At 60.9% G+C, this 11,712-nt stretch carries 10 protein-coding genes; 4 read left to right on the top strand and 6 right to left on the bottom strand.

All coding sequences use genetic code 11. From position 1 onward, the window contains the following. Nucleotides 1-439: 439 nt before the first annotated feature. The 4 genes from iolD to iolE are packed head-to-tail and all read left to right on the top strand — an operon-like array spanning nt 440 to nt 5,289. Nucleotides 440-2,380 (top strand): 3D-(3,5/4)-trihydroxycyclohexane-1,2-dione acylhydrolase (decyclizing), encoded by a 1,941-nt coding sequence (iolD, locus tag SPE70_RS02400; protein ID WP_004152191.1) that lies wholly within the window; start codon nt 440-442, stop codon nt 2,378-2,380. A gap of 46 nt (nt 2,381-2,426) precedes the next feature. Then, nucleotides 2,427-3,440: a bifunctional inositol 2-dehydrogenase/D-chiro-inositol 1-dehydrogenase gene (locus tag SPE70_RS02405; protein WP_004152192.1), complete on the top strand. Its 1,014-nt coding sequence runs from the start codon at nt 2,427-2,429 to the stop codon at nt 3,438-3,440. Between the two features lie 41 nt (nt 3,441-3,481). Beyond that, nucleotides 3,482-4,366: a sugar phosphate isomerase/epimerase family protein gene (locus SPE70_RS02410; RefSeq protein ID WP_004152193.1), complete on the top strand. Its 885-nt coding sequence runs from the start codon at nt 3,482-3,484 to the stop codon at nt 4,364-4,366. A 23-nt stretch (nt 4,367-4,389) separates the two neighbouring features. After that, nucleotides 4,390-5,289, top strand: a complete 900-nt coding sequence (gene iolE / locus SPE70_RS02415; RefSeq protein WP_002886970.1) for a myo-inosose-2 dehydratase — start codon at nt 4,390-4,392, stop codon at nt 5,287-5,289. A gap of 228 nt (nt 5,290-5,517) precedes the next feature. On the opposite strand, the gene SPE70_RS02420 is transcribed toward iolE, so the two are convergent. The 6 genes from SPE70_RS02420 to ahr all read right to left on the bottom strand — a co-directional run bounded on the left by SPE70_RS02420 (nt 5,518) and on the right by ahr (nt 11,646). Further along, nucleotides 5,518-6,828, bottom strand: coding sequence for an ABC transporter substrate-binding protein (locus SPE70_RS02420; RefSeq protein ID WP_064170688.1), 1,311 nt, complete (start codon nt 6,826-6,828; stop codon nt 5,518-5,520). Then, entirely contained in the window at nt 6,821-7,894 is a 1,074-nt protein-coding gene (locus SPE70_RS02425; protein WP_064170687.1) for an ABC transporter ATP-binding protein, read from the bottom strand. The genes SPE70_RS02420 and SPE70_RS02425 overlap by 8 nt, the downstream gene beginning before the upstream one ends. 5 nt (nt 7,895-7,899) lie before the next feature. Continuing rightward, nucleotides 7,900-8,724 (bottom strand): phosphodiesterase, encoded by an 825-nt coding sequence (locus SPE70_RS02430; protein WP_064170686.1) that lies wholly within the window; start codon nt 8,722-8,724, stop codon nt 7,900-7,902. A 10-nt stretch (nt 8,725-8,734) separates the two neighbouring features. Continuing rightward, entirely contained in the window at nt 8,735-9,622 is an 888-nt protein-coding gene (locus SPE70_RS02435) for a carbohydrate ABC transporter permease (RefSeq protein WP_064170685.1), read from the bottom strand. After that, nucleotides 9,612-10,496 (bottom strand): carbohydrate ABC transporter permease, encoded by an 885-nt coding sequence (locus tag SPE70_RS02440; protein WP_168443369.1) that lies wholly within the window; start codon nt 10,494-10,496, stop codon nt 9,612-9,614. Before SPE70_RS02440 ends, SPE70_RS02435 begins: the two co-directional genes overlap by 11 nt. Before the next feature lie 130 nt (nt 10,497-10,626). Continuing rightward, nucleotides 10,627-11,646 (bottom strand): NADPH-dependent aldehyde reductase Ahr, encoded by a 1,020-nt coding sequence (ahr, locus tag SPE70_RS02445; protein ID WP_008807108.1) that lies wholly within the window; start codon nt 11,644-11,646, stop codon nt 10,627-10,629. Nucleotides 11,647-11,712 lie beyond the last annotated feature (66 nt).

Raw genomic sequence — 11,712 nt, forward strand, 5'->3', positions numbered from 1 at the left:
CAGCCTGAGGGTTATTGGTTACCCTTAGTTTGAGAAATAAATATTTCATTTGCAAACTCGTTCGAAATTAAAAAACCAAAAGTGTGAGGGATCTACCACTCTGCCGCACTGAGCCTCGCGCGAGCGCGGATCGCCCCCTCTGTCGCCCCAGGGGAAAGTGAAACGCCGGAAGCGGTTTCTTTACCTATGATTTTTAAGGGGATATTGTCGTGTGGCGCGGCAAAAACGGGTCCGAAAACGTGTCAGGAATGTAAGTGAAACGTATGAAATGGGTAGAGAGTTTGATCCCTCTCGCAAAATGAAATATTTCTTCTGTATTTGTATTTAATGAAAAAAATGTTTGCCTATAATCCACAGGTATTCCAGTGACGTGAACGACGGCCCCGGCGGCATCGGCGCGACGCCACACACAAATACTGAACAATAAGGATTGTGCATCATGGGCAAACTGAGACTGACAACGGCGCAGGCGCTGGTGAAGTTCCTCGATAACCAGTACCTGGAAGTGGATGGCGTAGAGCTGAAATTCGTGAAAGGCATTTTCGCGATTTTCGGCCATGGCAACGTCCTGGGGCTGGGGCAGGCGCTGGAGCAGGACAGCGGCGATATGCGCGTCTATCAGGGGCGCAACGAGCAGGGAATGGCCCACGCGGCCACCGGTTTTGCCCGCCAGGCCCTGCGCCGGCAGATTATCGCCTGCACCTCCTCCATCGGTCCGGGAGCGGCCAACATGATCACCGCCGCCGGCACCGCCAGCGCCAACCGCATCCCTCTGCTGCTGCTGCCGGGCGATGTCTTCGCCACCCGCCAGCCGGATCCGGTGCTCCAGCAGATTGAACAGAGCTACGATCTCAGCATCAGCACCAATGATGCTTTCCGCGCAGTCAGCAAATACTGGGACCGCATTACCCGCCCGGAACAGCTGATGAGCGCCTGCATCAACGCCATGCGCGTCCTGACCGACCCGGCGGAAACCGGCGCGGTGACGCTGTGCCTGCCGCAGGATGTGCAGGGTGAAGCCTGGGACTACCCGGAATCCTTCTTTGCGCGCCGCGTGCACCGTCTCGACCGCCGCCCGGCCAGCGCCGCGCAGCTGGCGGACGCCGTGGCGGCCATCAAAGCCAGCCGTAAACCGCTGATCGTTTGCGGCGGTGGGGTGAAATACTCCGGCGCGGGCGAAGCGCTGTCCCGTTTCGCCGAGCGCTACGGGGTGCCCTTCGCCGAAACCCAGGCCGGGAAGGGGACGGTGGTCTCGTCTCACCCCCTGAACGTCGGCGGCGTCGGCGAGACGGGCTGTCTGGCGGCGAACCTGCTGGCGAAAGAGGCCGACCTGGTGATCGGCGTCGGCACCCGCTTCAGCGATTTTACCACCGCCTCGAAATGGATTTTCCAGCACCCGGAGGTGCGTTTCCTGAATATTAACGTCAGCAACTTCGACGCCTGGAAGCTGGACGGCATTGCCATGCTGGCGGACGCCCGGGAAGCAATGACCGCCCTCGACGCGGCGCTGGCGGACAGCGGCTGGCAGGCCGGCTGGGGCGCGCAGATCGAGAGCGTGCAGAGCCGTCAGTTAAAAGAGACCCAGCGCGTCTACCAGGCGGTGTGGCAGGAAAAATCCTTTGTGCCGGAGATCGACGATCATCTCGATCGCGAATCGGTGTATCGCGAGTTCCGCCAGATCACCGACTCCACCCTGACCCAGAGCAGCGTCCTTGGGGTACTGAATGAAACGCTGCCGGCCGAGGCGGTGATCGTCGCGGCGGCGGGCAGCCTGCCCGGCGATCTGCAGCGCGTCTGGCGCAACCGCGCGGAAAACACCTACCACGTGGAGTACGGCTACTCCTGCATGGGATACGAAGTCAACGCCGCGCTGGGCGTGAAGCTGGCGCAGCCGCAGAGCGAAGTCTACTCCCTGGTCGGCGATGGCTCCTTCATGATGCTGCACTCTGAGCTGGTCACCTCCCTGCAGGAGCGGGCGAAGATCAACGTCGTGCTGTTCGACAACATGGCCAACGGCTGCATCAACAACCTGCAGATGGAGCACGGGATGGACAGCTTCGGCACCGAGTTCCGCTACCGCCAGCCGGAAACCGGCCAGCTGCAGGGCGGCCTGGTGCCGGTGGACTTCGCCACCATCGCCGCCGGCTACGGCTGCAAAACCTGGCGCGTCACCACCCTGGACGAACTGCGCCACGCGCTGGACGCCGCCCGTCGCGAAACGGTCAGCACTCTGATTGATATTAAAGTGCTGCCGAAGACCATGGTGCACAAATACGGCAGCTGGTGGAACGTTGGGGTCGCCCAGACGGCGCTCTCTGAGCGGATCCGCAAGGTGGCGCAAATGATTAATGAAAAGCGCGCCCAGGCGCGTGATTACTAAAACGAACCTCTACCCTGAATCCTACAGACTTACGGAGAAAACCATTATGTCGCTCAAATTAGGTGTCATCGGCGCTGGCGCTATCGGTAAAGAACACATCCGTCGCTGCACCCAGGTTCTGCAGGGCGCCACCGTTGTGGCGGTGTCTGATATCAATGCCGACAACGCCCGTGCGGCGGTCGCGCTGCCGGGCGTGCAGGCGGAAGTCTACGCCGACGGCCACGACGTGATTAACGCCAGCGATGTCGATGCCATCCTGGTCACCTCCTGGGACCCGACCCACGAAGAGTACACCCTGGCCGCCATTGCCGCCGGTAAGCCGGTGTTCTGCGAAAAACCGCTGGCGATGTCTGCGGAAGGCTGCCGCCGCATCGTCGATGCTGAAATGAAGGCCGGCCGTCGCCTGGTGCAGGTTGGCTTTATGCGCCCCTACGACGAAGGCTATCTGGCGCTGAAAAAAGTGATCGACGATGGCGATATCGGTGCGCCGCTGATGCTGCGCTGCGCCCACCGCAACCAGTCGGTCGGCGAGAACTACACCACCGATATGGCGATCACCAACACCCTGATCCACGAGCTGGACGTGCTGCGCTGGCTGCTGAACGATGACTACCGTTCCGTGCAGGTGCGCTTCCCGCGCTCCACCTCGCACACCCATGCGCGCCTGAAAGATCCGCAGATCGTCTCCTTTGAAACCAAAAAAGGCACCCTGATCGACGTCGAAGTGTTTGTGAACTGCCAGTACGGGTATGACATCCAGTGCGAAGTGGTCGGCGAAACCGGGATTGCCCGTCTGCCGGAGCCGTCTGCCGTCCAGATGCGCAAGTCCGCCAGCCTGTCGACCGCCATTCTCACCGACTGGAAAGACCGCTTTATCAAAGCCTACGACGTCGAGCTGCAGGCCTTTATCAACGACGTCAAAGCCGGCCAGCTGCACGGCCCGTCGGCCTGGGACGGCTACGCGGCATCGGTGGCGGCGGACGCCTGCATTAAAGCGCAGGGAACCAGCGAGCCGGTTGAGGTGACGCTGCCTGAGTGCCCGGCATTCTACAAACGTTAAGCGCGTTTTGCTGACGGAACTTCTTTGCACAGGTAACGACGATGAAAATTGCCTTTGATGTGGATGTCATTAAGGACCTCGGGATCACCCGCATGGTCCATCAGGTAGCGGAGTGGGGCTACAAGTACATTGAACAGTCGCCGCACCCGCAGATTAACCCGTTCTACAAGCACCCGCGCGCCAGCCGGGAGATCATGGCGGAGTACAAGCAGGCGCTGCGCGATACCGGCCTTGAGCTGTCGTCGTTTATCTGCGTCTACCGCTGGTCTGGCCCGGACGAACTGCGCCGTCAGGCGGCGGTGAAAAACTGGAAACGGCTGGTGGAAATTGCGGTGGAGATGGGCGTTCAGGTGATCAACACCGAGTTCTCCGGCGATCCGAATCAGCCCGAAATCTGCGATGAAATGTTCTATCGCTCCATGGAAGAGCTGTTGCCGATTTTTGAGCGGGAAGGCATCCGCGTGGAGATCCAGGCGCATCCCTGGGATTTCTGCGAAGAGAACAATGAAACCGTCGATATTGTGAAATCGTTCCGCAGCGATAACGTGAAGTACGTCTACAGCGTGCCGCACACCTTTTTCTACGACAAAGGCGTCGGCGACGTGGCGAGCATGCTGCGCTATGCCGGGAGCGATCTCTCCCATGTCCTGATTGCGGACACCCGCAATCATACGAAACATTGCCGCTATATCGTTAACCCGCCGGGCGTGGATGCCGTGGTGCACCAGCATGTAGGCGTCGGGGAAGGGGATGTGGATTTCGACGCGCTGTTCCGCACCCTGCGCGAAATGAAATTCGCCGAGCAGACCTTCAAGGTCGGCGGGGAGCCGATTGTCGCCACCTCGCTGTTTGGCTACCCGGAAAAAATGAAATACCAGGCAGTGGAAACCCGTGAACTTATTGAACGTGAATTGCTGCGCCGCTAAGGCGCAGCGGCAGGAGCCCTACTATGAACAAAGATAACGTCAAACTGGCTATCGCCCCGATCGGCTGGACTAACGATGATATGCCGGAGCTCGGCAGCGAAAACACTTTCCAGCAGATCGTCAGCGAAATGGCGCTGGCCGGCTTTACCGGCAGCGAAGTCGGCAGCAAATATCCGCGCGACCCGGCGGTCCTCAAGCCGATGCTGGATATCCGCGGCATTCAGATCTGCAACGCCTGGTTCAGCACCTTTTTCGCCAACGGCCAGCGGGAAAAAACCATTGATGAATTCGTCAATCACATGAACTTCCTTCATGCGATGGGGGCGAAAGTGATTGGCTGCTCCGAGCAGAGCGGCAGCATCCAGGGGCTGGATAAACCGATCCTCGGCGATGCGAAGCCGTGCTTCAGCGACGAAGAGTGGCAGCGGGTAGCGGAAGGCTATAACACCCTCGGCCGCCTGGCGGCGGAGAAGGGGATGCAGGTCTGTCTGCACCACCACATGGGCACCGGCATTCAGACCACCGCGGAAATCGACAAATTTATGTCGCTGGTGGACGAGCGCGTCTTCCTGCTGTTCGATACCGGCCATGCCTGGTATTCCGAAGGCGGCGAAGCGCCGATGCTGGCGATCCTCAAAAAGTATCTGCCGCGCATCAACCACGTTCACCTGAAAGACGTCCGTCCGCCGGTGATCGACCAGGTGCGCCGCGACGGCCTGTCGTTCCTCGACGGCGTGAAAAAAGGCACCTTCACCGTCCCGGGCGACGGGGTGATCGATTTCCGTCCGGTGTTCAAGCTGCTTGACGACTTTGGCTATAAAGGCTGGATGGTGGTGGAAGCCGAGCAGGATCCTGCTCTGGCCAATCCTTTCGAATACGCCGTCAAAGCGCGCAAATATATCCGCGAAACGGCAGGGATCTAATCGTTGTGACATTTTCAGGCCATACCGGGTATGGCCTGCTTTTTTTCCTTTCACAACCGGACTCAGGGCTTAACCACGGCGCCGTACCGTCCCCTCTCCCGGATTCAGGGCTCAACCACGGCGCCGGACAGTTCCCTCTCCCGGATTCAGGGCTTAACCACGGCGCTGTACCGTCCCCTCTCCCTCAGGGAGAGGGCCAGGGTGAGGGTGACGATGACGGGTAAAGCGTCACTTCACTTCCGCCAGCGCGGTCTTATCCACATAAGGTTTCATCAGCGCGTCGGCTTCCTTCTGCGCTGCCTGAACCGCCGCTTCCGGCGTCACTTTGGCATCATTGACCACCGCCGCCAGCTGGTTCTCCATCGCCTTACGCACCGCCACGGTCTCCCAGGTGGAGTACCACGGATGGGCGTACTTCAGCTGCTCAAGCGCGATCGCCGCCCGCGGATCCTGCTGCAGATAGTCCTTCATCTCCGGCGTATCATATGACGCCTTGCGCGGCGAGAAGTAGCCGGTAAAGCGGCTCCACGCGCCGTTCACGTCGGGGCTCACCAGATAGGTCAGGAACTGATACGCCGCTTTCTTCTGCGCCTCGTTGATGCCTTTAAAGCTCACCAGGCTGGCGCCGCCGATCGGCACCGCACGCTGCTCTTTGGCCGGCAGCATCGCTACCCCAAGCTCAAAATCTTTGCTGTTCTCGCGCATAAAGCCCAGCGCGCCGGTGCTGAGCATCGCCATCCCGAGCTTGCCGGAGAAGAACGCGGCGCTGATCTGCTTCGAGTTCAGCACCCCGGACGGCATCACCTTGTCCCTGTAAATCAGATCCTGCCAGAAGCGCAGGGCGCCGATGGCGGTCGGCGAGTTGTAATAGACCTCGCCCGGATAGTCTTCGTTAAAATATTTCCCGCCGTTGGCGCGCACCAGTGCCGAGAAGATCCAGCCGCCGTAGTCGTCGTTGGTCGACGGCAGCATGATCCCCCACTGGCCTTTGCTTTCGTCGGTCAGCTTTTTGGCATCGGCCAGCAGCTCGGCCCAGGTCTGCGGCGGCTGTTTGATCCCGGCCTGATCGAACATCGTCTTGTTGTAGTAGAGGATCGGCGTCGAGTTATGGAACGGGATCGCATAGGTGGTGCCCATCACCTGGGCGTTCTTATGCATCGCGGGCCAGAATTCCTTTTGCAGAAAATCGCCGGCCTTTTGATCGCCATATTTAAACAGCTCGTCCATCGGCAGGATCTCATCCTTCAGCGCCAGATCGGTGGTGAAGTTGGCGGACATGATCACCAGCGCCGGCGGCTGGCCGGCCTTCTGCGCCGATTCGGCTTTGATCTTGGTGGTGTCGTAGTTGCCGGTGAAGATGCCGCGCACTTCGACATCCTGCTGCGAGTCGTTGAATTGCTTAATGACGCGGGTCATCTCCATGGTCAGCTTGCCGTCCACCGGCGCCGGGAACATGAAGTCTATTTTCTCTTTTGCCAGCGCCGCGCCGCTCAGGGCAAGACTGAGGCCAACCGCGACTACCGTAAGAGGTTTAAACATGATTACACTCCATCAGTAAATTATGCTGGGTCTCAGCATGAAAAAGATGCACATCGGCAGGCGAGAAGCCGACCAGTAGCGACTCGCCTTTCTCCGGCACCGTGCCGCGGTGGCGGCGGCTAAAGCGCAGGGTGCCGATCGGGGTGCTGACGTGGAGCAGGTAATCGGCTCCCATCAGTTCTCGTTGCAGAACGGTGGCCGGCAGGCGCAGATGGCCCTCCTCCACGCGGTCGGTAATATGTTCCGGGCGAACGCCCAGCCAGACGCGGGTCTGATCCCGGTGGCGCGGCGGCAGCGGATGGCGCTGTTCTCCCAACAGTACTGCTCCGTCGACGCAGGGCAGCGACAAGAGGTTCATCGCCGGCGAACCGATAAATCCGGCGACGAACAGGTTGGCCGGATTGGCATACAGATACTCCGGACGCCCGACCTGCTGTACGTGGCCACCGTTCATTACCACGATGCGGTCGGCCATCGACATCGCCTCGGTCTGGTCGTGGGTCACATAGATGGTGCTGGTTTTCAGCTGCTGGTGGAGGGCCATAATGCTGTCGCGCACTTCGCTGCGCAGGCGGGCGTCGAGGTTGGAGAGCGGCTCGTCCATCAGGAACAGCCGCGGATTGCGCACAATCGCCCGGGCCATCGCCACCCGCTGGCGCTGGCCGCCGGAGAGCTTCGCCGGTTTGCGGTCAAGCAGCGCCTCCAGCTGCAGCATCTGCGCCACTTTATCCACCCGTGGCTGCCAGCTGCTTTTCTCTTCCTTGCGCACTTTCATGCCGAAGGTGATGTTGTCGCGCACCGACAGATGCGGAAACAGGGCATAGTTCTGGAAGATCATCGCGAAGTTGCGCTCGCGCGGCGTGGTGGCGGTGATGTTCTCATCATGCAGCCAGATTTGGCCTTCGCTGACCGGCTCCAGCCCGGCGAGCAGGCGCAGCAGGGTGCTTTTCCCGCAGCCCGACGGGCCGACCAGCACCACGAATTCGCCTTCGTGAATATCCAGCGACAGGGCACTGAGCGCCGGTTTGCCGTCGAAACGTTTACTGATGTTTTGCAGACTGAGCATGGCGGTTAGCGCTCTTCCGTTGGGCAACTGATGTTTTCGTCGTACTGCCAGGGGCCGGCGTAGTGGGCCAGCGAGTGCTGGTAGCTCACCCACTGATCGCCGACCTGACGGTGCATCAGGCACGAGGCCGGGGAGAGGTCGTAATAGGGCCGGGTGTCTTCGTGGCAGTACGGCACCTGATGGACGGTGCCGGGGATGGTGGAGATCAGCGCCTGGCGATACTGGGTCATGGTCAGGCTGTGGTTATGGCCGCAGAAGATGCGCGTCAGCGACGGGAAACGCTCCACCAGCGCCAGCAGACGGTGGCCGTTTTCGCAGGCGATCGGGTCCATCTGCGCATTGCCCAGCGGCAGCGGCGGGTGGTGCATAAACACCGTTGCCGGTTTGTCGCCGCCCTCGAACAGCTGCGCCTCCAGCCAGCTGATGGTCTCGTCGGTCAGCCAGCCTTTTGACGTGCCGGCGTGACTGGAGTCGATAAACAGCAGGCGGGTGGCGAAATCATCCACCGCATAGCGCATATTTTGCGGATCGTTGCCCAGCTGCGGGCACAGCGGGTGAAGATGCTCCAGAAAATGGGCTTTGTCGTCGTGGTTGCCGGGGATCAGATACAGCGGATAGTTCAGGCTGCCGAGGATCTGGCGGGCCACCTGATACTCCTCCGGGCGGCCGCAGTTGACGATATCCCCGCTCACCACCACCGCGTCCGGGCGCTCGCGCAGCGCGTTAAGCTGGGAGACCACGTCGGCGTTGGCGGCATTGACGTCGATAAAGCCGTACAGCTTCTCGCCGCGGCTGCGGAAATGGGTATCGGAAATGTGTGCTAACAGCATGAATCACTCCTTATTTGATCCCGGAGAAGCCGAAGCTCCGCAGGAACTGTTTCTGAAAAAGGATGAACGCCAGCATCAGCGGCAGGCAGACCATCAGCGTCCCGGCGCCGATGGTGCCCCACTGGCCGCCGGATTCGGCGCCCATGGCGAAGGAGACCAGCCCGACGGTCAGCACCTGCTTATCGGGATCGTTGAGCATCATCAGCGGCCACAGGTACTCGTTCCAGTGGTAGGTAATGCTGACGGTGGCGAAGGCCAGCACCGACGGCCAGGACATCGGCAGCAGCACGCGGAACAGCACCTGCCACCAGCGGCAGCCCTCCATCAGCGCCGCCTCCTCCAGCTCTTTCGGGATGGCGAGGAACGCCTGACGCATCAGGAACACGCCGAACGCTGAGGTGAAGTAGGGCATCATCACCCCGGTGAGGGTGTTGAGCAGGCCGAAGGTTTTCAGGGTCAGCATGTTCGGCACCATCATCACTACCGGCATGATCATCAGCTGCACCAGGAACAGGAGAAACAGCGTCGGCTTGCCGCGAAACTCGTGGCAGGCGAAGACGTACCCGGCGGTGGTGATGGTCAACAGCTGCACGAAGAAGGTGCCGAAGGTGAAGATAAGGGTGTTGGCGTACAGGCTCAGCCAGTCGGCGCTGTTCCAGGCGTCGCGGAAGTTATCGAGGGTCAGCGGCAGGCGGGGCAGCAGCGAGGCCATATCTTCCCCGAAGGTGGTAGCGCTGAACGAGGTGGCCAGCATCCAGATAAACGGGCTGATCCACAGCAGCGCCAGGCAGCACATTAATACCGTCAGCGTAAAGGGCGACGAGCGGCGCAGGCGCAGCCACAGCGGACGGGCGGCGGCGGGCGTGCGGACCAGCAGCGGCGAGATGTCAGCGCTCATAGTGGGCTCCTTTCTCCAGCAGTTTCAGGTTAATCAGCGAGAAGGCGAACAGCCCGGCCAGGGTCAGGAAGGTGGCGGCGGAGGCTTTGCCGAGGTCGTGGGTATCCCAGGCGAGATTCTGGATGTAATAGAGCAGCACGGTGGTGGCGTTGTCCGGCCCGCCGCGGGTCATCACCGCCACGTGGTCGATCTGGGTGATGGAGTAGATCAGCGCGGTGGTGATCACAAAGCTCAGGGTCGGGCGCAGCAGCGGTAGCGTGACCTTAAAAAAGACCTGCGTGCGGGTAGCCCCCTCCATCAGCGCCGCTTCCCGCGTCGAGGCCGGAATGCTCTGCAACCCGGCGAGGAAAAACAGCATGTAGTAGCCGGCGAACTTCCATACGCCGATCAGCGCCAGGGCCAGCAGCGCGCTGTTGCTGCGCCCCAGCCAGTTGTTGTTCATCGGCCCGAACAGCTTCGCCAGATAGTGGTCGAGCAGGCCGAGGCCGGGCATAAAGATAAACAGCCACAGCGCGGCGGCGCTGACCATCGGGATAATCATCGGGAAGAAAAAGGCGGTGCGCAGCCAGCGGTTGACGCGATGGTTCTCGCTGAGGGCGACCGCCAGCAGCAGGGCGAGCGTCACCCCGGGAACTACCGTCAGCAGGATATAGAGCAGATTATTGCCCAGCGACTGCCAGAAGACGTTATCGGCAAACAGGCGGACGAAGTTATCCAGGCCGACGTACTGCGCGCCGTCGCTGGCCATGCGGGTATCAAACAGGCTGTCATACACCGAACGCCCCAGCGGGAACCAGGTAAACAGCAGTAAAAACAGCAGGGAAGGCGACAGGATCAGCCAGGGAAGCCAGGTATTTCTCATGGTGACGCGCATCTCGTTCAGCCATTTATCGAAGCCCGGATTGTGGGAAGCAATGACTACAGAGGCATGGCGGGGAGATGACGGTTTGATGAAGCGACGGGGAAAACGCCGGGCGAGCGGGCCGCCCGGCGGGAGAGAAGGATCAGAAGTCGGCTTTCAGCACCGCGCGGTAGCGGGCTTTGCCTTCGCGAACGTGCTTCAGCGCTTCGTTAATCTGCGACATCGGGAACAGCTCGGTGGTCGGGGCCACTTTGCTGCGCCCGGCAAACTTCATCAGCCTGCGCAGTTCGGACGGGTTACCGGTCGCCGAGCCGGAGATACTGCGGTCGCCGCCGATAAGGGTAAAGGCCGGCACCGGGAACGGCTTCATCACCGCGCCGACGGTATGGAAGTTGCCGCCGTAGGCCAGGGCTTCGAAGTACGGCTGCCAGTCGAGGTCCACCGCCACGGTGTTGATGATCAGGTCAAACTGACCGGCCAGCGCTTTTAAGGCTTCCGGATCGCGGCTGTTCACCACGCGATCGGCGCCCATCGCCAGCACTTCCTGCTCTTTCGCCGGGTTGGAGCTGAAGGCGGTCACTTCCGCGCCCATCGCCCGCAGCAGCTTAATGGCGATATGGCCGAGGCCGCCGATGCCGATCACCCCGACGCGGCTGGTGGCGGTGACGTGGTGGGTCAGCAGCGGTTTAAAGACGGTGATGCCGCCGCACAGCATCGGGCCGGCGGACGCCAGATCGATGCTCTCCGGCAGGGGGATCACCCACTGCCAGTCGGCGCGCAACTTATTGGCGAAGCCGCCGCGGTTGAGAATGGTCGGCACCGAGCCTTCCAGACAGTTGATCTGGTTGCCGCTGATGCAGGCGTCGCAATGGCCGCAGCTGCGCGCCGTCCAGCCGATGCCGACCTTCTGGCCAATCTTCAGCCCTTTATCCTGCGCCGCGCTGCCCAGCGCCGCCACCCGGCCAATCACCTCGTGACCGGCCACCAGCGGGTAGCTCGACATTCCCCATTCGTTGTCGATCATCGACAGGTCTGAATGGCAGATCCCGCAGTATTCCACTTCAACTTCGACATCTTCCGGCTGCAGCTCGCCGGCATCGTATTCCCACAGCGACAGATCGGCGCCCGCTTCTTTGGCGGCGTAGCTTTTAATGATGCTCATGTTCATTTCCTTGGGGTTGGCGTGATAACCCAGAAAGTGTAGAGCATGGTATTCCCCGGCGCTTGG

It is taken from the genome of Klebsiella sp. ZJOU C1, assembly GCF_035620215.1.
GTDB lineage: Bacteria > Pseudomonadota > Gammaproteobacteria > Enterobacterales > Enterobacteriaceae > Klebsiella > Klebsiella variicola.

Bases quoted from the DNA above. Each gene is read 5' to 3' on its own strand.
- iolD (WP_004152191.1), top strand. From the start codon at position 440: ATGGGCAAACTGAGACTGACAACGGCGCAGGCGCTGGTGAAGTTCCTC.
- SPE70_RS02405 (WP_004152192.1), top strand. From the start codon at position 2,427: ATGTCGCTCAAATTAGGTGTCATCGGCGCTGGCGCTATCGGTAAAGAA.
- SPE70_RS02410 (WP_004152193.1), top strand. From the start codon at position 3,482: ATGAAAATTGCCTTTGATGTGGATGTCATTAAGGACCTCGGGATCACC.
- iolE (WP_002886970.1), top strand. From the start codon at position 4,390: ATGAACAAAGATAACGTCAAACTGGCTATCGCCCCGATCGGCTGGACT.
- SPE70_RS02420 (WP_064170688.1), bottom strand. From the start codon at position 6,828: ATGTTTAAACCTCTTACGGTAGTCGCGGTTGGCCTCAGTCTTGCCCTG.
- SPE70_RS02425 (WP_064170687.1), bottom strand. From the start codon at position 7,894: ATGCTCAGTCTGCAAAACATCAGTAAACGTTTCGACGGCAAACCGGCG.
- SPE70_RS02430 (WP_064170686.1), bottom strand. From the start codon at position 8,724: ATGCTGTTAGCACACATTTCCGATACCCATTTCCGCAGCCGCGGCGAG.
- SPE70_RS02435 (WP_064170685.1), bottom strand. From the start codon at position 9,622: ATGAGCGCTGACATCTCGCCGCTGCTGGTCCGCACGCCCGCCGCCGCC.
- SPE70_RS02440 (WP_168443369.1), bottom strand. From the start codon at position 10,496: ATGCGCGTCACCATGAGAAATACCTGGCTTCCCTGGCTGATCCTGTCG.
- ahr (WP_008807108.1), bottom strand. From the start codon at position 11,646: ATGAGCATCATTAAAAGCTACGCCGCCAAAGAAGCGGGCGCCGATCTG.